Here is a 26,216-nt window from a genome sequence, read left to right as displayed (position 1 = left end):
CCGGCCGATCGCCCCGAAACCCGTTGAATGGAGAAGGAATCCGATGGCACACATCCTGTTCGTCCTCACCGGCGCCGATCACTGGACCCTGGCGGACGGCACGAAGCACCCCACCGGGTACTGGGCCGAGGAATTCGCCGCGCCGTACGCGGCGTTCACCGGCGCGGGCCATACCGTCACCGTCGCGACGCCGGGCGGGGTGACCCCGCCGGTCGACCAGGGCAGTCTGGCACCCGAGGCCAACGGCGGGGCCGAGCGCGCGCGGGAGATCGCCGAGATCCTGGCCGGGGCGCAGGCCCTGCGGCAGCCGATCCCGCTCGCCGAGGTCGATCTCGCCGACTACGACGCCGTGTTCTATCCCGGCGGGCACGGCCCGATGGAGGATCTCGCGGTCGATCCCGTCTCGGGTGCGCTCCTGGTCGACGCGCTGGCCTCGGGCAAGCCGCTCGGTGTGGTCTGCCACGCGCCCGCCGCCCTGCTCGCGACCGCCGACGCCGACGGCAAGTCACCCTTCGCCGGGTATCGAGTCGCCGCGTTCAGCAATGCCGAGGAGACCCAGGCAGGCCTGGCCGACAAGGCGAAGTGGCTGCTCGAGGACCGTCTCGTCGCGCTCGGCGTCGACTATCGCGAGGGTGCGCCGTGGGCCCCGCACATCGAGGTCGACCGCACGCTCTACACCGGCCAGAACCCGGCGTCGTCGGCGCCGCTCGCGGCACGGATGCTCGACGCCCTCTGACCCACCGCCCGGCGGACCGCCACCGGCCCGCCGGGCGTTCGTGTCGGGCCGCACTTGTGGCGTGGCCCACATGCTCCTACTCTTCGCGCTGTGGATCCCCGTCGTTCGCTGAAGAACTGTCTGCGCGTGCTCGCCGCGGTCGTCTGTCTCGCCGCACTGCCGTCGGCCCCCGCCCAGGCCGAGCCCTCGACCCCGGACGGCGCGACCTATGTCGCGCTCGGTGATTCCGGGGCCGCGACCACCGGCGCCGCGAACCTCGACCTCGGCGCGCCCCTGCGCTGCGTACGGTCAACGACCAACGCGCCCAAGCTGGTCGCCGAGCGCCTGCGGCTCACACTCGACGACCGCACGTGCAGCTCGGCGAAGATCCCCGACCTCTACACCGCCCAGACCGGCGGCGTCGCACCACAACTCGACGCGCTCGGGCCCGCGACGAAGATCGTCACCGTGCACATCGGCGCCAACGACGCCGAGATGACGAAGTACATCCTCGGCGACTGCCACGCGGGCGCGGCGTCGGGCGGGTGCGCCGCGGCCGCCGATCCCGCGTGGGACGCCGGCATCGACGCCATCGCCCCGGCCTACGCCGCCGCTCTCACCGAGATCACCCGCCGCGCGCCCGGCGCCACGATCTTCGTCGACGGCTGGCCCACCTACCTGGCCGACACCAGCTGCCCGGCGATGCTCGGCCTGCTGCCCGCCGACGCCGCCTACATCCAGTCGAAGTTCGCCCGTCTCAACACCGTCGTGGCCCGCGAGGCCGCCGCGCACGGCGCGATCTACGTCGACACCATCGCCGCCTCGCCCGCCCTCGGCATGTGCGCCGATCCGGCCGTACGCTGGTTCGACCCGCTGGTGGCCGATCAGACCCTGCTCCCCTATCACCCCACCCTGGCCGGGCAGCGCGGCGTGGCCGAACTGCTCACCGCCGCCATCGAATCCAGCGGCGCCCTGCACCGCTGAGCCGAGTTCACTCGGTGAGCTGGGCCAGCTCCGCCGCCAGATTCGCGCGCGCCCGCTCCTCGTAGCGGGCGCGGGCCGCCGGAGTCCGGTACAGCACAGGCTGATTCGCGATCGAGCGCAGCACCGCGGCGCGACCGGCGCGGAACAGGTCGTCGGGGACGTGCGCGTACTCGGTGCGCACGGCGGTCGCGTAGGCGGCGTAACTCGCCGGATCGCCGCCGAGGACGACCAGGTCGGCATCGCAGAGCACCGCGCCGTTGGTGTCGCCCGCCTCGGCGTCGTGACCGCGGGTGAGCAGGACCAGCCGGACCACCTCGTCCACCAACGGCCTTGCGGCGCCCAGGGATTCGAGGACATCGCGGGCCAGGTCGGCGCTGCGTTCCTCGTTGTCGGCGCGGTCGACGGCGTAGATCGCGTCGTGGAAGAACGCGGCGTAGCGCACCGCGTCGATATCGGCTGCGCTGTCGGCCCATTCGTCGATCGCGCGCAGCATCGCGCGCAGATGCTCGGCGGTGTGATAGTGGCGATGGGGTTCGCTGTAGCGGGCGATGATCCCGGCTCCGAGAGGAACGGAGTCCGGTCCGGCCAGAGCGGTCCAGCGGTCGAGAAGATCCAGCGACGACAACGTCATGGGCTCCAGTGTCGGCGGACTCCCGCTCGCCGACAACCCCGATTTCCTGTGAGATCGGCACGATGGCCTACCGCGGGTCGCCGCCGCCGGTGAGTTCGCGGACCAGTAGCGCGGTGTGCAGCGAGGTCCGGGACTCGCCGTCGTCGAGATCGACGGCGAGGATGCGCTCGATCCGGGCGAGCCGGTCGTAGAGCGTCGGCCTGCTGATGGCGAGCGCCTTGGCGAGCTCGGTCTTGTTGCCCGCCAGGTCGAGAAAGCGGCGCAGGGTGGCGGTCAGATCGCTGCCGTGCCGGATGTCGTGGCGCAGCAGGGCGCTCAGTTCGGTCTCGGCGAAACTCTGCACCCGGGGGTCGTCGCGGATCAGCGAGAGCAGGCCGCGCAGCCGAATATCCGCGCTGCGGAAGAACATCCGGGTGGGCGCGGCGCGCATCGAGGCCGCGACGGTGGCGACCTCCGTGGCGTCGGCGAGTCCGCTCGCGGTGTCGAGCAGGGAGTCGGAGTCGGCGCCGACGCCGATCACCGCGCGCCGGACACCGTCGACCCGGCGCACCTCGGTGAGCACAGCCGCGCACACCGTGGCGAGCCGCTCGTCGACGACAGCGCCCCGGGCGAGGGCCAGGATCATCGCGACCCGTTCCCCGTCGATCGCGAGTGATCGCGCGCCCGCACCACGCGGCCCGGGCCGGTGCTCGGTGGCACTGAGCGCCGAGGCGCCGACGAGGCCGAGCCCGTGGGTCACCGCCTCGACCACCGCCGCGCTGCGCCGTTGCGCCGCCACCGGATCCGGGTCGGCGACGGCGTCGATCTCGATGGACAGGGGCACGTAGCGGGCATGCCGGTGCAGCCCGAGCGCGGCCGCCCGCGCCTGCGCGTCGCGCTCGTCGCCGACCCTGCCCTCGACGAGGTCGGCGATCAGGCCGGTCTGGGCCCGGCGGTGCAGACCGAACCGGTCCTTGTCGATCATCCGGTGCAGGGTCAGGGTCTGTGCCGCGCGCTCGAGCACCATCCGCGCGCGCGGTGTCGGTCCGTGGTCCGCGCGCAGGATCAGCCTGCCCCAGCGCTGCATCTGCGGGCCGACGTCGACCACGCCCTCGCCGCCGGGCAGCAGTCGCGAGGTCGCCTCCCAGTTCTCCAGCAGCGCCGAGGAGGTGGTGTGCCGGGCGGTCGCGGCCAGTACCCGGTGGGCCAGGTCCTCCAGCACGACCGACGCGTCGAGCATGGTCGCCACGGTGCGCACGATCTCGGCGAGCGCGGCCCGGCGCACACTGAGTTCGGTGAAGGTCTCGTGCACGGTCCGGGCGAACTCGAGCTCGGCGTACTGGTCGGCGACGATCGCGCGATGGACGGCCTCGGTGATCTCGACGAAGCGGGTCACCCGGTGCAGCACGATCACCGGCAGCCCGAGGTCGGCGGCCGTGGCCGCGACGACCGGGCCCAGCTCGCTCACATAGCTGCCCAGTTCCACCACCAGGCCCGCGACCCCGGCCGCGGCCAACGAGCGCAGGTAGGCCACGCGCGCCGGCTCCGGCGCGGCCAGCGCCTGCCCGGTGGTCAGGATCAATTCCGCGCCGACCAGCACGTCGGCGACCTCGGCCAGGTCGCTGACGTGCACCCAGCGCACCGGCCGGTCCAGGTGGGCCCCGCAGATCACCTCGGGCTGACCTGCCTGGACCACCGGCGTGGCGAGCACATCGGCCACGGTCAACAACACCGACGAATCGTAATACGAATGCCGCGACTCCGTACAGATCGTCGGCCCTCGCGCGGGTGGGGATGGACCAGGGTGGAAGCACCACCGTTCCCGGCGAAACGAGGTCTCCATGCAGTCCATCGGCCACTGGATCGACGGCAAGTCCGTCACCGGCACCAGCGAGGCGATCGCCCCGGTCACCGATCCGGCGACGGGCGCGGTCACCGGCGAGGTGGCCCTGGCGAACGTGGCCGACACCCGCGCGGCGATCGACGCCGCGACCGTGGCCTTCGCGACCTGGCGCGATACCTCGCTGACCCGCCGCACCCAGGTGCTGTTCCGGTTCCGCGAGCTGCTCGCCGAGCGCAAGGAGGAGCTGGCGGCGATCATCACCGCCGAGCACGGCAAGGTGGCCGCCGACGCGCTCGGCGAGGTCACCCGCGGCCTGGAAGTCGTCGAATTCGCCTGTGGCATCCCGCATCTGCTCAAGGGCTCGTTCACCGAGAACGCCTCGACCGAGGTCGACATCCATTCCGTGCGCCAGCCACTGGGCCCGGTCGCGATCATCTCGCCGTTCAATTTCCCGGCCATGGTGCCGATGTGGTTCTTCCCGCTGGCCATCGGCGCGGGCAACACCGTGGTGCTCAAGCCCAGCGAGAAGGACCCGTCGGCGGCACTGTGGCTGGCGCGGCTGTGGCAGGAGGCCGGGCTGCCCGACGGTGTGTTCAATGTCGTGCAGGGCGACAAGGTGGCCGTGGACGAACTACTCGACAACCCCGGCATCAAGGCGGTCTCGTTCGTCGGCTCCACCCCGATCGCCAAGTACGTCTTCCAGCGCGGCACCGCGGCGGGCAAGCGGGTGCAGGCCCTCGGCGGGGCGAAGAACCACATGGTGGTGCTGCCCGACGCCGATCTGGACCTGGCCGCCGATGCCGCGGTCAACGCGGGCTTCGGCTCGGCGGGTGAGCGGTGCATGGCGATCAGCGTGGTAGTCGCGGTCGGCGGGGTCGCCGACGAGCTGGTCACCAAGATCGCCGAGCGCGCGTCGACCATCGTCACCGGGGCCGGGACCTCCGGCGCCGACATGGGTCCGCTGATCACCCGGGCCCACCGCGATCGCGTCGCGGAGTACATCGACGCCGGCGAGAACGCGGGCGCCCGGGTGGTGCTCGACGGCCGTCCGCTGATCGTCGAAGGCGCGCCGGACGGATTCTGGCTCGGGCCTACCGTTCTCGACGGGGTCACGCCGTCGATGAGCGTGTACACCGACGAGATCTTCGGACCGGTGCTCTCGGTCGTGCGGGTCGGTACCTACGAGGAGGCGGTGGCGTTGATCAACGCCAACCGCTACGGCAACGGCACCGCCGTGTTCACCAACGACGGCGGCGCGGCGCGACGGTTCCACCACGAGGTGGAGGTGGGCATGGTCGGGGTCAACGTCCCGATCCCGGTTCCCCTCGCCTACTACAGTTTCGGCGGCTGGAAGAACTCGCTGTTCGGCGACTCGCACGCGCACGGCACCGACGGCGTGCACTTCTTCACCCGCACCAAGGCGATCACCACCCGCTGGCTCGACCCCAGCCACGGCGGGCTGGAACTCGGCTTCCCGCAGAACAAGTGACCGGACAGGAGCATTGTCGATGACGCTTTCCGACGAGGCCGCCCGCGCCTACGAACTCGATCGCCGCCACGTCTTCCATTCCTGGTCGGCGCAGGCCCAGGTGTCGCCGATCGTCCTCACCGCCGCCGAGGGCTGCTACGTGTGGGACGGCGAGGGCAACCGGCTGCTCGACTTCTCCTCGATGATGGTGAACACCAATATCGGGCACCAGCATCCGAAGGTGGTCGCCGCGATCGCCGCGCAGGCGGCCGAACTGTGCACGGTCGGCCCGGCCTTCGCCAATGCCGCCCGGTCCGAGGCGGCCCGGCTGATCAGCGAGCTCACGCCGGGGGACCTGGACAAGATCTTCTTCACCAACGGCGGCGCCGACGCGGTCGAGCACGCCATCCGGATGGCGCGCCTGCACACCGGACGGCCGAAAGTGCTCGCGCGGTACCGCTCCTATCACGGCGGCACCGAGACGGCGGTCAATGTCACCGGTGACCCGCGGCGCTGGCCCAACGACCACGGCACCAGCGGGGTGGTGCACTTCTTCGGCCCGTTCCTGTACCGCTCGGAGTTCCACGCGAGCGACGAAGCACAGGAGACCCAGCGCGCCCTCGAGCATCTCGAGCGCACCATCGCGATGGAGGGTCCGGCCACGATCGCGGCGATCGTGCTGGAATCGGTGCCGGGCACCGCGGGCATCATGGTGCCGACCACCGAGTACATGCGCGGCGTGCGGGAGCTGTGCGACCGGCACGGCATCGTGTTCATCGCCGACGAGGTGATGGCGGGCTTCGGCCGCACCGGAAAATGGTTCGCCATCGACAATTTCGAGGTCGTGCCGGATCTGATCACCTTCGCCAAAGGCGTGAACTCCGGCTACGTGCCGCTGGGCGGCGTCGCGATCAGCGCCGCCATCGCGGCGACCTTCGCCGACCGGCCGTACCCGGGCGGGCTCACCTATTCGGGTCATCCGCTGGCGACCGCGGCGGCGGTGGCCACGATCACCGCGATGCGCGAGGAGCGGATCGTGGAGAACGCGGCCGAGATCGGCGCGCGGGTCATCGGGCCGGGGCTGCGGGAACTCGCGCAGCGGCATCCGAGCATCGGTGAGGTACGCGGGCTCGGGGTGTTCTGGGCGCTCGAGCTGGTGCGCGACCGTGCCACCAGGGAACCCCTGGCCCCCTACGGCGGCACCAGTCCCGCGATGACCGAACTCGTCGCCGCCTGTCGGCGCGGCGGACTGCTGACATTCGTGAACTTCAACCGGCTGCACGTGGTGCCGCCGTGCGTGATCACCGAGTCCGAGGTCAAAGAGGGGCTGGCGATTCTCGACCAGGCGCTCACCATCGCCGACGCGCACACCGTCGACGCGCCGTAGGACCGGCCGTTTCGCGGCGGGCGGAATGCGCCCGCCGCGGGACGCGTTGTCCCGGAGCGTGACTGATACCGCAGTGCTTTCCGACGAACTGAAGTCGTATCTGGACGAGGAGAAGGTCTACGCGACCGTCGCCACGGTCGGCGCGAACGGGCACCCGCATCTGACCGTCGTCTGGATCAAGCGCGAGGGCGACGAGCTGCTGTTCTCCACCACCGTCGCGCGGCAGCAGGCCAAGAACCTCGTGCGCGACCCGCGGATCACGGTGATGGTGAACCCGCCGGAGCGGCCGTTCCTCTACGCCGAGATCCGGGGCACGGCCACCACCATCCCGGATCCGGAGCGCGCGCTGCCCGACGAGATGTCGCTCAAGTACACCGGCAAGCCCTACCGCGAGTTCAACCCGGCCTCCGTCGACGACGCGGAGCGGGTGATCGTGCGGATCACCCCGCGCCGGGTCGCCGGTCGCCTCTGAGCGGACCGGGGCCCGGCGGTCTCAGGCGCGCTGGGCCTCGTCCTGGGCGTGCTGGGCCTGGACCAGCTGCTGCGGGGTGAACCGCAACGTCAGCGCGACCAGTGCGGCGAGCACCGCCAGACCGGCGCAGCACAGCAGCACCAGGGTGTAACCGCTGTTGAGCGCGTCGATCTCGGCCGTGGTCATGTCCGCGGCCCGGCCGTCGCGCCCGCCCAGGGACAGGGTGCGCGAGGCGGCGATCGGGCTGAGCAGGCCGATCGCGATCGGGGTCGCCAGGTTCATGAACATCTGCCCGACCGCCGAGAGCGGGCCGATGTTCGACGACGGCACCCCGACCAGCACGCACAGCGGCGCCAGCACCATGGCGACGCCGACGCCGAAGCCGATCACCAGCAGCAGCGCCAGCAGGGTCGGCAGGTACTGCACGTGCCGGTCCAGCGTCGACCCGAACAGCAGCCCGCAGGCCAGCACGACCGCCGCCGCCGACAGCAGCCAGCGCGGCGCGATCACCAGCGCCGCCTTCGACGCCACCGCGCCGCCGACACCGATGCCGATGGTGAACGGGATCGAGGCGACACCGGCCTGCAACGGGCTGTAGCCGAGCACGTTCTGCAACAGCTGGGCCACGAAGAACGTCATCGCGCCGAGCACCGCGCCCGCCAGGAAGATCAGCGCGAAGGTGGCGACCCGGTCGCGGCTGTCGAACAGCGACCACGGCAGCAGCGGATCGGCCTCGCGGCGCTCGGTGAGCACGAAGACCACCAGCAGCGCGAAACCGCCGATCAGCGAGCCGAGGATGAGCGGACTGGTCCAGCCCATCGCCGGGCCCTCGGTCGCGCCGAACACGATCGTCGCGCAGGCGAGTGTGCCCAGGATGGCGCCCTTGATGTCGAGCGGGGTGCGGTGGTGGGCGGTGTCGGTGAGCTTGTAGACCGCGCCGAGCACGATCAGCGCGCCGATCGGCACATTGATCAGGAAGATCCAGCGCCAGGAGAACTCGGTGAGCGCACCGCCGACGACCAGGCCGCCGACCGAGCCGATACCCGCCATGGACCCGACGATCGCGATCGCCTGGTTGCGGGCGGGCCCCGGCGCGAAGGTGGTGGCCACCAGCGCGAACGCGGTCGGTGCCGCGATCGCGGCACCGGCGCCCTGGAAGGCGCGCGAGATCAGCAGCATCGCCTCGCCGGTGGCCAGGCCGCAGGCGAGCGAGGCCGCGGTGAACAGGCCGACGCCGTAGATCAGCATGCGCTTGCGGCCGAACGCGTCACCGAGCCTGCCGCCGAGCAGCATCAGCCCGGCGAAGGTCAGGCCGTAGGAGGTCACCGTCCACGCGCTGCCCGAGCTGGACAGCCCCATCTCCTCCTGCAGGCGCGGCAGGGCGAAGATCACGACGGTGCCGTCGAGCACGACCATGAGCTGCAGGCCGCTCAGTACGAGGATGGCGAGGCCGAAGGCCCGCTTCGTCACCGGATACTGCATCGTCGCAGCGGGTTTATCGAGCACAACGAGGCAGTGTAATTGGCGCGGCGGCAACGCACGGGTGCGCGGCCCGCGAAGCTAGTCCAGCCCGAAACCCGCGGTCGGGCCGATGACGATGATCGCCGGCGGCCGGATGCCCTCGGACTTGACCTTCTCGGCGACCGTGCCCAGATCAGCCCGTACCACCCGCTGGGTGCGCAGCGTGCCCTCCTGGATGACCGCGGCGGGCGTCTCGGCCGGGCGGCCACCGGCCAGCAGCGCGTCGGCGAACTTGTCGATCCGCTCCACGGCCATCATCAGCACGAGGGTGCCGCGCAGCTTGGCCAGCGCCGCCCAGTCGACCAGCGAATCGGGGTGATCGGGGGCGACGTGCCCGCTGACCACGACGAACTCGTGGGTCACGCCCCGGTGGGTCACCGGGATGCCCGCGGCGCCGGGCACCGAGATCGGGCTGGTGATGCCGGGCACCACGGTCACCGGGATCCCGGCCTCGGCACAGGCTTCGAGCTCCTCGTACCCGCGGCCGAACACGTACGGGTCGCCGCCCTTGAGCCGGACGACGAACTTGCCCGCCTTGGCCCCTTCGACCAGGGCCAGATTGATCGCCTCCTGCGCCATCGAGCGGCCGTAGGGGATCTTCGCCGCGTCGATCACCTCGACGTGCGGTCCCAGCTCGGCCAGCAGTTCCGGCGGCGCGAGCCGATCGGCGACGACCAGATCGGCGCGGGCGAGCAGCCTGCGGCCGCGCACGGTGATCAGGTCCGGGTCGCCCGGTCCGCCGCCGACCAGGGCGACGCCGGGGGTCACCGGCTCCGAATCGTCGGTCACCACACCGGATTGCAGCGCCTCGAGCAGGCCGTTGCGCACGGCGGCCGAGCGCCGGTGCGCGCCACCGGCCAGCACGCCGAGGGTCAGCCCGTCGTAGCGGGCGGTGGCGGGGGTGACGGCGGTGCCGTCACGGGCGACATCGGCGCGCACGCAGAAGATCCGCTTCGCGGTCGCCTCGGCGACCACCGCGGCATTGGTCTCGGGTTCGTCGGTGCAGGCCATCGCGTACCAGGCCGCGTCGAGGTCGCCGTCGGCGTAGGCACGCAGCTCGACGGTGATCTGACCGGCGGTCGCCATGCCCTCGACGGCCGGCGTGACCGCCTTGCTGATCACGTGGACGTCGGCGCCCGCGGCCACCAGCAGGCCGAGGCGGCGCTGGGCGACGGTGCCGCCGCCGACCACGACTACTCTGCGTCCGCGCAGATCGAGCCCGACCAGGTAGTTCGGGTCGCCTGCGGGCGGGGTCGATGCGGTGTCAGACGTGTTCGGCACAGTGTCCCAGCCTAGTTCCTGGCTCGCCGCCCGCCGAACGGGCCCGCCGACACCGCCGCCGCGATCGCCCGCCGTCGGCGCGCCCGCGTTGCCGTGGGGTCCCCGTGGCGCGACAGTGGAGACCATGACCGAGCCGGACGCACTTCTCGCCGTGGCCTACGACGAAGCCCTGCGCGGGCGGGCCGAGGGCGGTGTCCCCATCGGCGCCGCGCTGTTCGACGCCGACGGCACGCTGCTCGGACGCGGCCACAATCGCCGGGTCCAGAACGACGACCCGAGCGCGCACGCCGAGACCGACGCCTTCCGCGCCGCGGGGCGTCGCCGCGACTACCGCTCCACGATCATGGTGACCACCCTGTCGCCGTGCTGGTATTGCAGCGGCCTGGTCCGCCAGTTCGGCATCGGCACCGTGATCATCGGCGAGGCGCGCACCTTCCACGGCGGCCACGACTGGCTCGCCGACCACGGCGTACGGGTGCTCGTCCTCGACGATCCGCGGTGTGTGGCGCTGATGACCGCGTTCATCGCCGACCGCCCCGACCTGTGGTTCGAGGACATCGGCGGCGCCGACGCACCGACCAGGGAGACGCCGGCATGAGCGGCGCCATCGCCTCGGTCGATCTGGCCCGCTGGCGCACCGGCGGTGCCGCGGCCGCCGCGGTGCGGCGCGAGGTGGACGAGAGTCTGCGCCGGGCCGACTTCCTGCGCGTGCGCCTGGACGCCATCACACTGACCTGACCGGTGCGCCCCGTACACTCGCGACCCATGCCCGCCTGGTCCCGCCTCGTCCCGATCATCGCCGCCCTTCTGCTGGCCGGACCGGGGCCCGCCGTCGCCGCCCCGACCTACGAGCCCGCGGCCGGTGTCGAAGCGCACTACGCCGCGCCTGGCCCGTTCGCCGTGACCGAGCGGATCGGCGAACTGTGTTGCGACACCACCGGTGCCGCGTTCGACCTGTGGTATCCGAGCGAGCTCGGCACCGGCCATCCGATCGTGCTGTTCGGTGACGGCACGCAGGCGGTGCCCACCCAGTACCGGCGCCTGCTGCGGCACTTCGCGTCGTGGGGATTCGTGGTGATCGCCACGCAGAACCAGTACACCGGTTCCGGTATCGACATCCTCGCCTCACTCGACCGCCTGATCGCCGAATCCGCCGATCCGACCAGCGTTTTCGCCGGGCGGCTCGACCACACGGCGGTGGGCGTGGTGGGTCATTCCCAGGGCGCGTCCGGTGCCCTCAACGCGATGCGGCGCGCCGGTGGGGCGATCCGCACCGCGATCACCGTCGAACTGCCCCGCACCGGCCTGTGCTCGGATGCCCTCAGCTGCACCGATCCGGCCGCGATCGATACCGGCTCGGTGTTCCTGATCAACGGCTCGGCCGACACCCTGATCTCCCCGTCGGAGCAGTCGCTGCCGGTCGAGGTCGTCGGCGTCCAGTCCCACCGCGCCTACTACGACGCGCTCACCGTGCCGAAGGTGTGGGCGACGCTCGAGGGCGCCGACCACAACGATATTCAGGGCGATCCCGGCTGCGCGGACAACCAGCTCGCCTGTGGCACCGGCGTGTACGGCTTCCTCGGCTATCCGACGGCGTGGCTGGCCGCGCGGCTGCGCGGCGATGCCCGCGCCGCGGCGGCCTTCGTCTCCGGCTCCGGCGCGCTGTTCGCGCCGTCACCGCACTGGCGCAATCAGACCGGCACTTTCACCGGCTGATCTCAGCCGCCGGCATACGGGTTGTTCTGCACCCAGCGGAAGTCGGTGCCGCGCAACGGGAAGCTGTCGAGATCCAGCCGGGTGAGGGTGACCGTCACCGGCTTGCCGTCGAGCTCGCCGCGCAGCGTCAGCCGGTCGTCGGCGGGCCGGTCGACCGTGAAGGTGGTGACCGCCGTGGGCGTTTCGCCCGGTGCCGACGGCGCGGCGGTGAGGGTCATCGTGTGCGCCTCGGGGTCGAAAGCGGCGACCACCGGCACGATCGAGTCGTCCATCCGCTGATAGCCCGCCGAGCCCGCGTCGACGATCAAACGCTGCCAGCGCACCGGATCGGTGGTCAGCGGCGGCACCGGGGTCGCCTCGGCGGTGAACTCGGTGACCTCCCAGATCCCGTAGAGCTCGGGTTTCGGTGCGCCACCGCCGTATTCGTCCCAGGACTTCTCCCCGAGGTAGAGGCAGCCGGCGACGATCCACAGGCCCGTCGCGATCTGCACGACGCTCGCCCACCGGTTCGCCCGCGCCGAGCCGAACAGCGGCGGCTGGCCGAGAGGTCCCGAATCACGTTCCAGCACGAGCACATTCGCCAGTCGCCGGGCCTGCGGCGCCAGCAGCACCAGGCTCATCAGCAGCAGATGCCCGGACAGCATCTTCACCGGCACGTCGAAGGTGAGGTTCAGCAGGAACACCTGCGCCATGCTGATCACGCTGAGCATCGCGCCGAGGGTGGCCGTGCGCGGCCAGAACAGCAGCAACCCGGCGAGCACCTCGGCCGCACCCAGCGATATCTCGTAGGCCGGGGACGAGCCGACCTGGGTCCACAGCATCGACATCGGGCTCAGGTCACCGACGCGGGTGAGCAAGGTGGTGAGCGCGGGCTCGGGCATCTGGGTCGGGATGAGCTTGGCGAACCCGTAGAACAGCATCTGCCCGCCGACGCACAGCCGCAGCAGGGTGAGGAACCAGCTCGCCATCCGCGGATAGGCGCGCCTGCGCCGGTCGAGCACCGACCAGACCACCGTGACCAGGATCGCGGCCACCAGCACCAGCCCGCACTGGATCCAGATCGCGGCCTGGTCGCCGCTGCCGTTCATGACCAGCTCCGCCTCGACCCCGAACACGTGCTCGCCGATCCAGCGGCTCACCGGGGCCAGTGAGAGCATCTGCCAGGCGACGGCGTCCTCGGGCAGGTGCAGCGCGAACACCCCGAGGAAGACGAAGGTGATCTGCGCCATCCACAGGCAGAACAGACCCAGATAGGCGACGCTGAACCGGAAGGCGAGCCGCGTCACCGGATGCCAGATCGGCGGCGGTGGCGGCGGGCTCGCGATCGCGTCGTGGGCGCGCTGCGTGGTCACGGCGGTCACCGTTGCCTCCTCGTCGAGTTCGATTGCTACCGAAGCTAACTGGTGTCGTGGACGAGCGCGTCCGGGAAAACCCCCATCTTTACCGTGTCAACCCTGAATCTCACTCACCGACTGACGGCTTACATTCCCGTCGGCCGTCCGGTACGCCGGTATCGAACGTGTTCCATCTCGCCGACAGGGGTACTCATAGATGTCCGACGATCCGGATCCCACCGCGCAACAGTCGCTCACGGTCACCGAGCGCGACCTCGACGAGCTCGCCGAGCAGTTGTCGCAGTGGCTGGCCGGCAAGGTCGGCGCCGACGTACCGCCGAAGGTCGGCAATCCGAGCAAGCCCGCCACCGGCGGCATGTCGAGCACGACCATCCTGTTCGACGCCGAATGGTCGGTCGGCGGGGTCGTCGAGAGCGGCTCGTTCGTGCTGCGGATGGCACCCGAGGACGGCTCCTTCCCGGTCTTCGATTCCTATGACCTGCCGATGCAGTACGAGGTGATGGCGGGCGTCGGCGCGGCCTCGGACGTCGCCGTGCCGGTGCTGCGCTGGCTCGAACTCGACGAATCGGTGTTCGGTTCGCCGTTCCTGGTGATGGAGAAGGTCGACGGACGCGCGCCCGCGGACAACCCGCCGTACGTCTTCTTCGGCTGGGTGTTCGACGCGACTGTGGAGGAACGCGCGCGGATCGCCGACGCGACCGTCGACGTGATCGCCCGCATCCACGCCATCGACGACATCGCCCGTCGCTTCCCGCGCCTCGACGGCGAGGGTCCGGCGCTGCGCAGGCACTTCGAGGCCCAGCGCGCCTGGTACCGGTGGGCGCTGACCGACGACGGCGTCGAGATCCCGCTGATCGAGCGGACCTTCGAGTGGCTCGAGGCCAACTGGCCCGCCGAGACCGGCCCCGAGGTGCTGAACTGGGGCGACGCCCGCCCCGGCAACATCCTGTTCGACGGGTTCACCCCCGCCGCGGTGCTGGACTGGGAGATGGCCACGTTCGGCCCGCGCGAACTCGACCTGGGCTGGGTGATCTTCATCCACCGCTTCTTCCAGGACATCGCCACCCGCTTCGATCAGCCCGGCCTGCCCGATTTCCTGCGCAAGGACGCGGTGGTCGCGAAATACGAAGAGCTGACCGGACATACGGTCCGCGATCTGGACTTCTACATCATCTACGCCGCGCTGCGGCACGCGATCGTGATGGCCCGGATCAAGCGGCGGATGATCCACTTCGGTGAGGACACCGTGCCCGCCGAGCTCGACGACTACGTGATGCACCGGCTCAGCCTCGAGGCTCTGCTCGACGGCACCTACGAGTGGGACTGAGAAGGAGACACGACCATGAACGCGATCATGCCCGTCCCCCTGGACGAATACCCGGTCCACCAGACCCCGCTGTCGCTGGCCAGGGTGGCCACCAGCGACCGCAACTTCTACGACCGCTACTACTTCAACGCCTTCGACCCCGCCGGCGACGCGATGCTGATCACCGGGTTCGGCGTCTACCCGAACCTCGGTGTGGTCGACGCGTTCGCGACGGTGCGCCACGGTGACACCCAGCGCAGCGTGCGCTTCTCCGACGCGCTCACCTCGCGCGATCTGACCACAGCGGTGGGCGGCTACCGGATCGAGGTGATCGAGCCGCTGCGGCAGTTGCGGGTGGTGTGCGAGCACGAGGACCTCGGCTTCGACCTCACCTGGACCGGCGCGCACCCGGCGGTGCAGGAGCAGCCGCACCTGATCCTGTCCGGCACCCGGCCGATCATCGAGGCCTCCCGGTTCGCCCAGCTGGGTTCCTGGGCGGGCACGCTCGCCGTCGACGGGCGCGACATCACCGTCGACCCGGCGGCGTGGACCGGCAGTCGCGACCGCTCCTGGGGCATCCGGCCCTCGGGCGAGCCGGAGCCGCCAGGGCGCGCCGCGGCCGAGGGCGCGGGCGGGTTCTGGTGGTTGTACGCGCCGCTGCGCTTCGACGAGTTCGCCATCGTGGTGATCGTGCAGGAAGAGCCCGACGGCACCCGCACGCTCAACAACGCGGTCCGGATCTGGCACGACGGCCGCAAGGAACAGCTGGGCTGGCCACGGATGCACTGGACCTACGAGCCGGGCACCCGGCACCCGAAGTCGGTGCGCCTGGACATGACCACCCCCGACGGCAAGCCGCTCGAGGTCGAGATCGAGTCCCGGCCCGGTATCGCCCTGCACGTCGGCTGCGGTTACGGACCCGACCCCGACTGGACCCACGGCCGCTGGATGGGCCGGGACTGGTCGCTGTCGAGTTCCTACGACCTCACCGACCCGGCGATCATCGCCCGCACCCCCTACGGCGTGATCGACCACATCGGCTACGCCCGCTGCGGCGACGCCGAGGGCTGGGGCCTGTTCGAGCACGCCTCGATGGGCCGCCACGACCCCACCGGTTTCGCGGATTGGTCCTCGGTCGCCCCCTGACGACCCGACCTCGCGAGAGGAAAGCCGCCGCCGCGACAACGAGGTCGCGGCGGTCGGCGATTTCCTAGGCGGCCGTGGCGAAGTCGGCCAGCAGCGACGGCACGGCGGCGTCGAAGCCCGCGACGTCGAGCATGCCCGCGTCGTCGGGATCGGCGATGCTGAACCTCGTCGCGGTCATGCCGACCACCACGAGCTTGGCCCGCGGGTTCACCTCGCGGCGGTAGCGGGCCAGCGCCTGGTGCGGGTGCACCGAGCCCGCCCACGTCTCGTTGTCGGTGTACACCGAGAACACGTCCACCTCGATGCCCTGCTCCAGCGCGTGCAGGATCGGCATCGAGCAGTCGGTCCCGCCGAAGGGCAGACCCGACACCGCGCGCACGGCGTCGTCGAGGCGCTGCCGCGGCGAGATGGCCAGCGGGGACAGGTTGCGTGCCCCCTGCCAGCGGGTGCCCGTCGCGGTGAACCCGACGATCTGGTGCCGCTCCTCGGTCCGGGCCGTGACCAGGGCGAGCGCGGCCGAGGCCTCGCGCGCCGAGAGCGGTAGCCCGGCGATCGGCGACGTCATCGACCCGGACACGTCCAGCGCCAGCAGGTGCCGCAGACCGGTCGGGCGCACCGTCTCGAACGCCGCGTAGAAGGCCGCGTCGAGCGCGTCCACCACCGGTGCCGACGGCGTCCAGGTACCGGCGCCACGTGCCGAACGCCCGGACGCGTAGGTGCGCAGCGCGATCAGCACCGCGACCGGGTGCACGCGTGCCTTGCGCAGCCGCTCCGGGTCGCCGAGCTGCGCGCAGATCGCCGCGGTGCGCGGACCGAGCGGAGCCAGCAGGCCGAGCCGGGTCAGGCGCGGCAGCTGACGCAGCAGCGCCGTCTGCGGAATGCCGTTGTCCAGCAACGCCTCCCACACCTCGGGTGTGTTCAGCGCGGCGTCGGGCAGCATCTCCCAGCTCAGCCGGTACGCACGGACCAGCTCGGGTACCTGCTCGACCGGTGCGGACTGCGCGCGCTGGAAACCGTCGACCAGGTCGAGGCCGTCGAGGTCCGGGGTGCGGCCACAGATCCAGTCGAACAGCCTGCGCCGCTCGTCCTCGGTGGTCGCCGGGTGCGACAGGCGCAGCAGGTCGCGGTGCGACCAGCCTTCACGCTGCCGGTACTTCACGACCTGAAACGCCAGGTCACCGACCGGCTTGTCCAGGTACCAGTTCGCGACCGCGCGGGACAGGCCGCGACCCCAGCCGCGGAACTGCTCGGCGTAGCCGGCGAACAGGAACAGATGGGTGCCGGTGCGCGCGACCAGCGGCAGCGCCGCGAGCGCGGCCCGGCGACCGTCGACATCACCGAGCGCGGCGGCGGCCGCCAACGCGAACAGGGCCGGGTTCGGTCGCGGGGCACGCCCGCCGGTGGAGATCTCGACGATCTCACGCACCAGGTCGGCGGTGTGCTCGGCGGCGTACGCGGCGATGAACTCGGCATTGTCGGCGGTCAGCGCGGCGGCGCTGACGTAGTAGGTTCCGGATTCCGTTCCGAGGGTGAGGAATCGGCGCACCCGGGCCTGCGGGGTGATCTCGAAGACGTAGCCGCCCGCGGCGTTGACGACCTGCCGGGCATCGGCAGGACTGGTCTGCGGCGTGCTGCGACGCGAAAATCGCGACAGAATGTTCATTGTTCCCCCTCCGATACAGCGACCGGCGTTGCGGTTTCGGCCCCGGGACCCACCGGGGCGTGTGACGATGCGCGAAGCGGACGGACATGGGTGTCTCGGCCGGGAAACGGAAATCGCTTTCCGCCGCAGGGCTCGAACCTGCTGGACTGTGAGTCCTCGCCAGATAACCGACCGAATCCGGTCCGTCCTGCTCCTGTGCACCGCAGCCGCACAGCGGACGTGTGTGTCCCGACCGGAAGGCGCTCTACCGAACTGAGCTACCACCACCGCGCGGTGGTGGACGGGATTCGAACCCGCGACATCCCCATCTGAAGGTAACCGACCGGATCCGGTCCGCCGTGCTGCTGCTGGAGATGACGGTACGGGGCGGAGGTGATCTTGCCCAGCGAATTAATCCGAGTCGCTCGCCCCCACCGTCGCGACGGCGACTACGACGCCGTCCACAACGGTTCGCCCGCACAACAGTTCGCCCCTGCCCGCGAGCAATGCCGCCGCCTCCGCGACCGAGGCCGTGCCGACGGCCCGCGCCGTCCGAGTGGAGCGAGTCGGCGTCTCGACCTCGGCCAGCTGCTCGGCGCCGAACGCGACCACCGGCACACCGAGCGCCGCCGCGGCCGCGCGGACCCCGGGATCGGCCGCTCGACGGTCGATCGTCGCCAGGCAGGTCACGGCGGCGGACCCCGCGACGACCGATTCGACCGCACGAGTGATCTTTTCCGCGTCGGTACCAGGTCGGACGCCGAGCCCGACGATCACCGCGCCCCTGCCCGCCGTCTGCTCGATCATCGCGTCGGCGCTGTCCATCGCTTCGCCGTCATCGATCGAATCGACGTGCGGCAGCGACGAATCGGGTGATGGCGGCCGGGTTTCCGGCGGGGTGGGTGTGCAGGTACGAGGCGTGGACCTGCCGGATCACCGCGCCCTCGGTGACCGAAGCCGTGGTGCGCCAGCCCCAGGCGGCGTTCTCCGGGCCGACCCGGGTGAGACGAGTGCGGTGGAATTCGTGGCCACGGACGCGGGTGCCTGCCTGCCAGAGAGTGGAGTCGTGCAGGGCGACGGCGTCGCGGTAGCCGAGGGTCAGGCGGGGGCCGAATTCGGCGTCGGCGTCGATGACGCCGGCCATCGGATGGCCGTCGAGGGAGCGGGTGAGGTAGAGCAGGCCCGCGCATTCGGCGTGGATCGGCAGGTCGCGGGCGGCGCCTTCGGCGATCGCCGCGCGTAACTTCTCGTTGGCCGACAGGGCGCCCGCATGCTCCTCGGGAAAACCCCCGGGCAGCACCAATCCCGCTGTACCGGAGGGGAGTTCGTCGGTCAGCGGATCGAAGACGACCACCTGGGCGCCTGCCGCGAGCAGCAGCTCGCGATGTTCGGCGTAGCCGAAGGTGAACGCCGGTCCCCCGGCCATCGCGATCAGCGGACCGCTGCCGGTGGTGCCGACGATCGCGTCGGTCGGTCCTGTCCGCGCTTCGCTGCCCGCGGTCAGTTCCCTCGCGGGGTCCCAAGCCGGACCTCGGACCGACCCGCCCGCGAGGTCGACGATCGCCGCGAGATCGATGTGGGCCGCGACGAGTTCGGTCATCGCGTCGACCGCTGCGGTGGCGGCGGTGCCGTGCTCGACGGCGGGAATCAGCCCCAGATGCCGTGAGGGAACTTCCAATTCGGCCATGCGCGGCAGCGCGCCGAGGACCGGGATGCCGACGCGATCGCACGCCGCGCGCAGCACCTGCTCATGGCGTTCGCTGCCGACCCGGTTGAGGATCACCCCGCCCAGCCGGACCGAAGAGTCGTAGGTGGCGAAGCCGTGCAGCAGCGCGGCCAGGCTCTGGGAGTGTCCGCGCGCGTCGACGACCAGCACCACCGGCGCCCCGAGCAGGCTCGCGACCTGCGCGGTGGAGCCTTCGGCGACCGCCTCGGTCCGGTTCTCGTCGATGCGACCGTCGAACAGGCCCATCACGCCTTCGACGACGGCGATATCGCAGCCGTGCGCGCCGTGCCGATACAGCGGCACCACCCGATCCTCGCCCACCAGAACAGGATCCAGATTGCGGCCGGGCCGCCCGGCCGCGAGACCGTGATAGCCGGGGTCGATGTAATCGGGGCCGACCTTGAACGGCGCCACCCGATGACCCGCCCGGCGCAGCGCGCCGATCAGGCCGGTGGCCAGAGTCGTCTTGCCGCTGCCGGATGCCGGGGCGGCGATCACCACGGCCGGCGCGCTCATCGCCGCACCTCGCCCGTGCCGTCACCGCACCGAGGACCGCAACCGAACCAGCTCACCGCGACGCCGCGCGGGCCGGAACCCGTGCTCGGCATCGTCGCGTCGCCGGTCCGGGCGGGGGCGACGGACAGGGGCGCGTCCGTCACGGTGACGGTCACCATTCGATCCCGCGCTGGCCTTTGCGGCCCGCGTCCATCGGGTGCTTCACCTTGGTCATCTCGGTGACCAGATCGGCGGCGTCGATCAAGGCCTGCGGCGCGTCGCGGCCGGTGATGACGACGTGCTGGTTGCCGGGGCGGCTGGTCAGCGTCTCGACGACCTCGTCGACATCGACCCACCCCCACTTGAGCGGGTAGGTGAACTCGTCGAGTACGTAGAAGCGGTGCTGTTCGGCGGCGAGCCGTCGCGAGATCTCCTGCCAGCCCGACAGTGCGGCGGCGGCGTGATCTTCCTCGGTGCCGTGCTTACGGGTCCACGACCAGCCCTCGCCCATCTTGTGCCACTCGACCGCGCCACCGGCACCGGTCCGCTCGTGCACCTCGCCGAGCGTGCGGAACGCGGCTTCCTCGCCGACCTTCCACTTGGCGCTCTTGACGAACTGGAACACGGCCACGTCGAAGCCCTGGTTCCAGGCCCGCAACGCCATCCCGAAGGCGGCGGTGGACTTGCCCTTGCCCGGGCCCGTGTGGACGGCCAGCACCGGCTGGTTGCGTCGCTGCCGTGTCGTGAGGCCGTCCTCCGGCACGACTTCCGGAACACCCTTGGGCACGAAGACCCCTCCTTCTCGGCACCGACGCGCCGGTCCGCGGCCCGGGTGGACCGCACTGTCGATGGACGACCGCGCCAGTGCCTCGAGCACCCGACGGCGCACCGGTCGACCGGTCGCGCGACTGTCGCTCACCATTTCTATCAGGGCGTCCTCCGGCCGCCTGACCCTCCCACTACCGTCGGGGAACATCCTCGGCGGCGACGCGCGACCGGCCGATGCCGCCCCGTCGATCGCCCAGGTCGCCGGGTGCGGGCGCTCAGGTCAGGCCGCGCGAGCGCCGGTCGCCCGGACGACATCGGCGACACTGTCGCCGGTGAGTTCGTCCAGGCGCAGGTAGCGGGCCCGCAGGTCACGGGCCAGCTCGGCGGCGAGGCCGAGCCGGATCATGCCGCGTTCACAGTCGATGACCATCGCGGTGTGTCCCTCCCCGGCCAGCAGACGCGCGGTGGCGCGGGCGCGGGGCAGCGGATCGACACCACCGGTGGCGCGGCCGTCGGTCAGCAGTACCAGCATCGGGCGGCGGCGCGGGTCGCGGACGTGTTCGCGGGCGATCACCTCGCGCGCCTTCAGCAGGCCCGCCGCGAGCGGGGTCTTGCCACCGGTGCGCAGACCGGCCAGGCGGCGCACGGCGATGTCGACCGAGGAGGTCGGCGGGAGGACCAGTTCGGCCGCGCTGCCGCGCACGCTGATCACGGCCACCTTGTCGCGGCGCTGGTAGGCGTCGCGCAGCAGGGTGACGATGGCGCCGGTGACGGCGGTGAGCCGGTCGCGCGCCGCCATCGACCCGGACGCGTCGACGACGAACACCACCAGATTCCCTTCGCGCCCTTCGCGATACGCGCCACGCAGGTCCTCGGCGGCCAGCGCCAGCGGACCGCTGAACCGGCCGCGCTCGAATTGCCGAGGCGCGGCCGCGAAGACGGTGCCCAGCAGGTGCAGCCCGGTCGAGGTGTCGGTGCTGGGGCGCACCATGCGGCCGGTGCGGGTCCGGGCGCGGGACCGGCGGCCCGGCGCGCCTTCGCCGATGCCGGGAACCTCCCAGCGCGGTGCGGGCTTCGAGACGGAACCCGGTGTGCCGGAGACGCTGTCGGCCGCGGGCCGGGATCCGCCGCCGTGGGGGCCGCCGCCCGGGTTGTCGTCGGGGCCGTCGGGACCACCGTCGTCGGGACCCTGATCGTCGGGTCCGCCGTCGTCGGGACCCGGGTCGGCCGGTCCCCCGTCCTCGGGACCCTGGGGCCCCTCGTCGGCAGGGCCTCGGTCGGCACCGTCGTCGACCGCGCGCGGTCCCGAGCTGCCGGAGGCGTCGCCGTCGCGATCGTCGCCGGGCGTCTCGCCTCGCGGATCGTCGTCGAATTCCTCGGTGGCCGAGGCCTTGTCGACCTCGTCGGCGGCCGACCGCATCGCCTCGTCCAACTGCTCCTCGCTGATCCCCGGCTCGTCGAACGGATCGCGCCTGCGCCGGTGCGGCAGGGCCAGCTCGGCGGCGATCCGCACATCGTCTGCGGTGACCCGGTCGCGGCCGCACCATGCGGCGTGCGCGGTGGCGGTCCGGGCGACGACCAGATCGGCGCGCATCCCGTCGACGTCGAACGCCGCGCACAGCGCCGCGATCCGCCGCAGTTCGGCGTTGTCGAGGGTCACGCCGGGCAGCCGGTCGCGCGCGGTCAGAATCCGTTCGGCGACAACGGCATCGGCGTCGGCGTAGCGGGCGGCGAAGCCGGCGGGGTCGGCCTCGTAGTCCAGGCGCCTGCGCACCACCGCCATCCGGGTGTCCACCACGCGGGAGGCGGCCACGTCGACGGTGAGGCCGAACCGGTCCAGCAGCTGGGGCCGGAGTTCGCCCTCCTCGGGGTTCATGGTGCCCACCAGCACGAATCGCGCCGGATGCGAATGCGAGACACCGTCGCGCTCGACGTGGACCCGGCCCATGGCCGCCGCGTCGAGCAGCACGTCGACCAGGTGATCGTGCAGCAGGTTCACCTCGTCGACGTAGAGCACGCCGTGGTGGGCCGCGGCCAGCAGACCGGGCCGGAACGCCTGCTCACCGTCGCGCAGGACCCGTTCGAGGTCGATCGACCCGACGACACGGTCCTCGGTGGCGCCCACCGGCAGTTCCACGAGCCGGGCGGGCCGCGCGCCGCTCTCGTCGACGACCGGCGGCAGCAACTCGGCCAGCGCGCGCACCACCGTCGACTTCGCGGTGCCCTTCTCGCCCCGCACCAGCACGCCACCGATCCCGGGGTGCACCGCCGACAAGATCAATGCCAGCTGCAGGCGCTCCTGGCCGACGACCGCCGAGAACGGGAAGCCCGCCTCACCCGCCGAGCGAGCGGCGGTGTGCGGACCAGCGGCGACATCAGCAAAACCAGGCACGCCCCCACTGTATTCGCGCCCTGATCACGACCGGACCCCGGGCGTCGGCGCCGGAAAGACGCGAGGTCCCCGGCACCGTGCCGGGGACCTCGCGAGTGGACTGTCAGCCCCGACGCATCGGGACGTGCGGGATGCCGTCGTCGAGGAATTCCTCGCCGTCGGGAACGAAGCCGTACTTGGCGTACATGTCGACCAGGTAGGACTGCGCGTTCAGACGGACGGTGGCCGAACCGGTCTCGGCCAGCGCCGCCTGCAGCAACCGGGTGGTGTAGCCGTGCCCACGGGCGGGCACGGCCGTGCACAGCCGACCGAGCCGGAAGCTGGTCACCCCGTCCTCGTGCTCTTCGAGCAGCCGCAGCGTGGCGATGACCTCGCCCTCGTCGTCGAGCCACAGGTGCCGGGTCTCCGGCAGCAGGTCACGCCCGTCCAGCTCGGGATAGGCGCAGGCCTGCTCGACGACGAATACCTCGACGCGCAGTTTCAACAACCGGTACAGCGTGGCGGGGTCCAGATCCGCCGCCCACGCCCGTCTCAATGCGACCGTTGACATCATCGCGTCTTGCTATCACACCTGCGCGTAGGTGGCCGCCTCCGGCTGCGCGGGCGTGTTGTTGGCGTCCAGCTTCAGCGACTTGTTGGTCCAGTCCCAGACTTCCTGGAACAGGGCCTGGTTCTCCGACAGCTTCTGGCCCAGCGAGGGGATCATCTGCTTCAGCTGCGGGGTCCAGTCGGCGTACTCGCGCGGGAAGCAGCGCTGCATGACGTCGAGCATCGCGGTGACACAGGTCGAGGCGCCCGGCGAGGCACCGAGCAGGCCGGCGATGGTGCCGTCCTCGGCGGAGATGACCGCGGTGCCGAACTCGAGCACACCGCCCGCACCCTTCTTCCGGATGACCTGCACGCGCTGACCGGCGGTGATCAGCTCCCAGTCGCGGCCCTCGGCACGCGGCAGGAACTCCTCGAGCACACCGATCTTGCCGTTCTGCGACTTGAGCAGCTCGCTGATCAGGTACTTGGTCAGGCCCATCTCGGTGAGACCGACGCCGACGAGCGAACCGATGTTGTTCGGCTTGATCGACTTGAACAGGTCGGTGTTGGAGCCGTCCTTGAGGAACTTCGGGGTCCAGCCGGCGTAGGGGCCGAACAGCAGGCCCTTGCGGCCGTTGATGACGCGGGTGTCCAGGTGCGGCACCGACATCGGCGGCGCGCCGACGGCGGCCTTGCCGTAGACCTTGGCCTCGTGCGCGGCGATCAGCTCCGGGTTGGTCGAGCGCAGGAACTGACCGCTGATCGGGAAGCCGCCGAAGCCCTTGGCCTCCTTGATGCCGGACTTCTGCAGCAGCGGCAGCGCGCCACCACCGGCGCCGACGAAGACGAACTTCGCGTTGACGGTGCGGCTGCGGAAAGTGCGCAGGTTGCGGACGGTGACGTTCCAGCTGCCGTCGGACTGCTTGGCGAGGTCGCGGACCTCGGTGCCGAAGGCGATCTCGCCGCCGGACTTGCCGATGTAGGCCAGCAGCTGCTTGGTGAGCGCGCCGAAGTCGATGTCGGTGCCGCCGTCGGTCCAGTTCAGCGCGATCGGGTCGGCGAAGTCACGGCCCTTGGCCATCAGCGGCAGGCGCGCGGCGAACTCGTCGGGGCTGTCGATGTACTCCATGCCGCGGAACAGCGGGTGCGGCGCCAGCGCCTCGTAGCGCTTGCGCAGGTAGTCGACGTTGTCGGCGCCGTGCACGAAGCTGACGTGCGGAATAGGGTTGATGAACCCGGACGGGTCGTCGAGGACGCCGGTGTCGACGGCCGAGGCCCAGAACTGCCGGGAGACCTGGAAGCGCTCGTTGATGTCGACGGCCTTGCCGATGTCGACCGAGCCGTCGGCGTTCTGCGGGCTGTAGTTGAGCTCGCACAGCGCCGAGTGCCCGGTGCCCGCGTTGTTCCACGGATCGCTGCTCTCCGCGGCGGCGGCGTCGAGCCGCTCGAACACCGAGATGGTCCACTCCGGCTGCAGCTGCCGCAGCAGCGCGCCCAGCGTGGCACTCATGATGCCTGCGCCGATGAGAACTACATCGGTCTTTTCAGTCTTCGCAGCGTTCGACACGGGTACTTCGACTTCCTTGTCCTTCTCAGCTACCCACCGGGGTGAGTTCGCTTGGGCGCGGGCGCTTCGTGGTTTGGTGCGACTCGCGGTGAATCGCCGGGGAGTAGGTTACCCGTCGTTCACCTGAAGCCAATTGTGCACCTCAGCCGTTCGTAGTACCGCAACCGACCTACCGAATGTGATCTAAACCAACACTGCACGTCGCGCTGACCGCGCGATAGATTGAGCGGTGTGACGAACGAAACCTCACTCGATCCCGCCGGCACCGCCGATCGGACCGATGAGCAGTGGCAATCCGATGTCCTCGGCACCGACTACCAGCAGCGCACCCTGCCGCTGGGCCCCGATCCCGACGGTGAGGGCGAGGTGGTGGCCACGCTCGTGCGCTATCTGCCCGACGCCGCCGCACCGGCCACCGAGCCGACCGTGCTCTATCTGCACGGGTTCACCGACTACTTCTTCCAGGAGCACGTGGCCGAGCACTTCGCGGCCCGCGGCCACCGCTTCTACGCTCTCGACCTGCGTAAATGTGGTCGTTCGCGGCGGGCCGGGCAGAGCGCGCACTTCGTCAGCGACCTGGCGCTCTACGACGCCGAGCTGAACGAGGCGCTGCGGATCGCGCGCGCGGAGACCGGCAACGACGTCCTGATCGTCGCGCACTCCACCGGCGGACTGGTGGCGCCGCTGTGGCTGGACCGGCTCGAGGCCGCCGGCGGCAGCGCCGCGGCAGGCGTGGTCGGCGTCGTGCTCAACAGCCCGTGGTTCGACCTGCAGGGGCCCGCGTACTACCGCACCGTCGGCACGCCGATCATCAACGCCGTCGGCAAGGTCAGGGCGTTCGCGCAGCTGCCCGCCGTGGGCGTCAGCACCGCCTACGGCGACAGCCTGCATCACAGCCGCAAGGGCGAGTGGGATTACAACCTGGACTGGAAGCCGCTCAGCGGCGAGCCGGTGCGGCTGGGTTGGCTGCGCGCCATCCGGCGCGGACAGGCCCGCCTGCACCAGGGACTGGCGATCGGGGTGCCCGCGCTCATCCTGCGCTCGCGGCTGACCAGATTCGCGCGGGCCCACAGCCCCGCCGTCGATGTCGCCGACGCCGTGCTCGACGTCAAGCAGATCCAGCGCTGGGCGGGCTGCCTGGGCGAGCGCACCACGATCGTGCCGATCGACGGCGCCCGCCACGATGTGTTCCTGTCCTCGGAAGCGGTGCGCGCCAACGCTTTCGCCGAGACCGACAGCTGGCTGGACTGGCTGGCGGCCTACCGCAAGAACTGAGCCGGGTGGCGTGCCGGGA

General features: G+C 71.1%; 23 protein-coding genes. 11 read left to right on the top strand and 12 right to left on the bottom strand.

Annotation, left to right across the window (positions count from 1 at the left end; genetic code table 11):
• The first annotated feature begins 43 nt into the window (after positions 1-43).
• Together V8688_RS06700 and V8688_RS06695 are read left to right on the top strand one after the other, a co-directional pair.
• On the top strand, positions 44-736 hold the full coding sequence (locus tag V8688_RS06700) for a type 1 glutamine amidotransferase domain-containing protein (protein WP_218718434.1): 693 nt from the start codon (positions 44-46) through the stop codon (positions 734-736).
• A gap of 90 nt (positions 737-826) precedes the next feature.
• Positions 827-1,699, top strand: coding sequence for an SGNH/GDSL hydrolase family protein (locus V8688_RS06695; protein ID WP_218718435.1), 873 nt, complete (start codon positions 827-829; stop codon positions 1,697-1,699).
• 7 nt (positions 1,700-1,706) lie between these two features.
• Here V8688_RS06695 and V8688_RS06690 read toward each other — a convergent pair whose 3' ends face one another.
• Both V8688_RS06690 and V8688_RS06685 read right to left on the bottom strand, forming a co-directional pair.
• Positions 1,707-2,330: a metal-dependent phosphohydrolase gene (locus V8688_RS06690; protein ID WP_218718436.1), complete on the bottom strand. Its 624-nt coding sequence runs from the start codon at positions 2,328-2,330 to the stop codon at positions 1,707-1,709.
• A 67-nt stretch (positions 2,331-2,397) separates the two neighbouring features.
• The gene (locus V8688_RS06685) at positions 2,398-4,041 is read right to left on the bottom strand and encodes a PucR family transcriptional regulator (protein WP_342800424.1); all 1,644 of its coding nucleotides are present in this window, start codon (positions 4,039-4,041) and stop codon (positions 2,398-2,400) included.
• Between the two features lie 109 nt (positions 4,042-4,150).
• On the opposite strand from V8688_RS06685, the gene V8688_RS06680 reads away from it, so the two are divergent.
• The 3 genes from V8688_RS06680 (at position 4,151) to V8688_RS06670 (ending at position 7,479) form a co-directional block, all read left to right on the top strand.
• Complete coding sequence (locus tag V8688_RS06680; RefSeq protein WP_218718438.1) at positions 4,151-5,641, top strand: CoA-acylating methylmalonate-semialdehyde dehydrogenase; 1,491 nt, start codon at positions 4,151-4,153, stop codon at positions 5,639-5,641.
• Between the two features lie 19 nt (positions 5,642-5,660).
• The gene (locus V8688_RS06675; protein ID WP_218718439.1) at positions 5,661-7,007 is read left to right on the top strand and encodes an aspartate aminotransferase family protein; all 1,347 of its coding nucleotides are present in this window, start codon (positions 5,661-5,663) and stop codon (positions 7,005-7,007) included.
• A 73-nt stretch (positions 7,008-7,080) separates the two neighbouring features.
• Positions 7,081-7,479, top strand: a complete 399-nt coding sequence (locus tag V8688_RS06670) for a PPOX class F420-dependent oxidoreductase (RefSeq protein WP_342800423.1) — start codon at positions 7,081-7,083, stop codon at positions 7,477-7,479.
• A gap of 21 nt (positions 7,480-7,500) precedes the next feature.
• Here V8688_RS06670 and V8688_RS06665 read toward each other — a convergent pair whose 3' ends face one another.
• Together V8688_RS06665 and cobA are read right to left on the bottom strand one after the other, a co-directional pair.
• Positions 7,501-8,961: an MFS transporter gene (locus V8688_RS06665; protein ID WP_218718501.1), complete on the bottom strand. Its 1,461-nt coding sequence runs from the start codon at positions 8,959-8,961 to the stop codon at positions 7,501-7,503.
• A 78-nt stretch (positions 8,962-9,039) separates the two neighbouring features.
• Positions 9,040-10,281: a uroporphyrinogen-III C-methyltransferase gene (gene cobA, locus V8688_RS06660; RefSeq protein WP_218718441.1), complete on the bottom strand. Its 1,242-nt coding sequence runs from the start codon at positions 10,279-10,281 to the stop codon at positions 9,040-9,042.
• A gap of 124 nt (positions 10,282-10,405) precedes the next feature.
• On the opposite strand from cobA, the gene V8688_RS06655 reads away from it, so the two are divergent.
• Genes V8688_RS06655 through V8688_RS06645 form a run of 3 tightly spaced genes read left to right on the top strand, consistent with a single transcriptional unit; the run spans position 10,406 to position 11,997 of the window.
• A complete protein-coding gene (locus V8688_RS06655) occupies positions 10,406-10,879 on the top strand; it encodes a nucleoside deaminase (RefSeq protein WP_316575535.1) in 474 nt (157 codons plus the stop codon).
• Positions 10,876-11,019 (top strand): hypothetical protein, encoded by a 144-nt coding sequence (locus V8688_RS06650; RefSeq protein WP_316575536.1) that lies wholly within the window; start codon positions 10,876-10,878, stop codon positions 11,017-11,019. The genes V8688_RS06655 and V8688_RS06650 overlap by 4 nt, the downstream gene beginning before the upstream one ends.
• A 27-nt stretch (positions 11,020-11,046) precedes the next feature.
• Complete coding sequence (locus tag V8688_RS06645) at positions 11,047-11,997, top strand: hypothetical protein (RefSeq protein ID WP_342800422.1); 951 nt, start codon at positions 11,047-11,049, stop codon at positions 11,995-11,997.
• A gap of 2 nt (positions 11,998-11,999) precedes the next feature.
• On the opposite strand, the gene V8688_RS06640 is transcribed toward V8688_RS06645, so the two are convergent.
• Positions 12,000-13,358 carry a DoxX family protein gene (locus V8688_RS06640; protein WP_342800421.1) on the bottom strand — a complete coding sequence of 453 codons (1,359 nt, stop codon included), beginning with the start codon at positions 13,356-13,358 and terminating at the stop codon, positions 12,000-12,002.
• Between the two features lie 190 nt (positions 13,359-13,548).
• Between V8688_RS06640 and V8688_RS06635 the strand changes: the two genes are divergently transcribed.
• Both V8688_RS06635 and V8688_RS06630 read left to right on the top strand, forming a co-directional pair.
• Complete coding sequence (locus V8688_RS06635) at positions 13,549-14,679, top strand: phosphotransferase family protein (RefSeq protein ID WP_218718446.1); 1,131 nt, start codon at positions 13,549-13,551, stop codon at positions 14,677-14,679.
• 15 nt (positions 14,680-14,694) lie between these two features.
• Positions 14,695-15,804: a hypothetical protein gene (locus tag V8688_RS06630; RefSeq protein ID WP_255587725.1), complete on the top strand. Its 1,110-nt coding sequence runs from the start codon at positions 14,695-14,697 to the stop codon at positions 15,802-15,804.
• A gap of 64 nt (positions 15,805-15,868) precedes the next feature.
• Here V8688_RS06630 and V8688_RS06625 read toward each other — a convergent pair whose 3' ends face one another.
• The 7 genes from V8688_RS06625 to mqo form a co-directional block, all read right to left on the bottom strand.
• Positions 15,869-17,467, bottom strand: a complete 1,599-nt coding sequence (locus V8688_RS06625) for a TROVE domain-containing protein (RefSeq protein WP_316575538.1) — start codon at positions 17,465-17,467, stop codon at positions 15,869-15,871.
• 390 nt (positions 17,468-17,857) lie between these two features.
• Positions 17,858-18,271 (bottom strand): cobalamin biosynthesis protein, encoded by a 414-nt coding sequence (locus V8688_RS06620; RefSeq protein WP_255587726.1) that lies wholly within the window; start codon positions 18,269-18,271, stop codon positions 17,858-17,860.
• A 10-nt stretch (positions 18,272-18,281) separates the two neighbouring features.
• Positions 18,282-19,688, bottom strand: coding sequence for a cobyrinate a,c-diamide synthase (locus tag V8688_RS06615; RefSeq protein ID WP_342800420.1), 1,407 nt, complete (start codon positions 19,686-19,688; stop codon positions 18,282-18,284).
• Between the two features lie 151 nt (positions 19,689-19,839).
• A complete protein-coding gene (cobO, locus tag V8688_RS06610; RefSeq protein ID WP_218718449.1) occupies positions 19,840-20,454 on the bottom strand; it encodes a cob(I)yrinic acid a,c-diamide adenosyltransferase in 615 nt (204 codons plus the stop codon).
• Positions 20,455-20,715: 261 nt separating this feature from the next.
• Positions 20,716-22,827: a magnesium chelatase subunit D family protein gene (locus V8688_RS06605; RefSeq protein WP_218718450.1), complete on the bottom strand. Its 2,112-nt coding sequence runs from the start codon at positions 22,825-22,827 to the stop codon at positions 20,716-20,718.
• Positions 22,828-22,930: 103 nt separating this feature from the next.
• Positions 22,931-23,380 carry a GNAT family N-acetyltransferase gene (locus V8688_RS06600; RefSeq protein WP_218718451.1) on the bottom strand — a complete coding sequence of 150 codons (450 nt, stop codon included), beginning with the start codon at positions 23,378-23,380 and terminating at the stop codon, positions 22,931-22,933.
• Positions 23,381-23,392: 12 nt separating this feature from the next.
• The gene (gene mqo, locus V8688_RS06595; RefSeq protein WP_218718452.1) at positions 23,393-24,922 is read right to left on the bottom strand and encodes a malate dehydrogenase (quinone); all 1,530 of its coding nucleotides are present in this window, start codon (positions 24,920-24,922) and stop codon (positions 23,393-23,395) included.
• Positions 24,923-25,153: 231 nt separating this feature from the next.
• On the opposite strand from mqo, the gene V8688_RS06590 reads away from it, so the two are divergent.
• Positions 25,154-26,197, top strand: a complete 1,044-nt coding sequence (locus V8688_RS06590) for an alpha/beta hydrolase (protein WP_218718453.1) — start codon at positions 25,154-25,156, stop codon at positions 26,195-26,197.
• The last annotated feature ends 19 nt before the right edge of the window (positions 26,198-26,216 follow it).

The sequence above is a fragment of the Nocardia sp. No.11 genome, assembly GCF_038752175.1.
Lineage (GTDB): Bacteria > Actinomycetota > Actinomycetes > Mycobacteriales > Mycobacteriaceae > Nocardia > Nocardia canadensis.
Note: the sequence above shows the minus strand (reverse complement) of the source record. Positions and strands in the feature narration are given on the sequence as shown.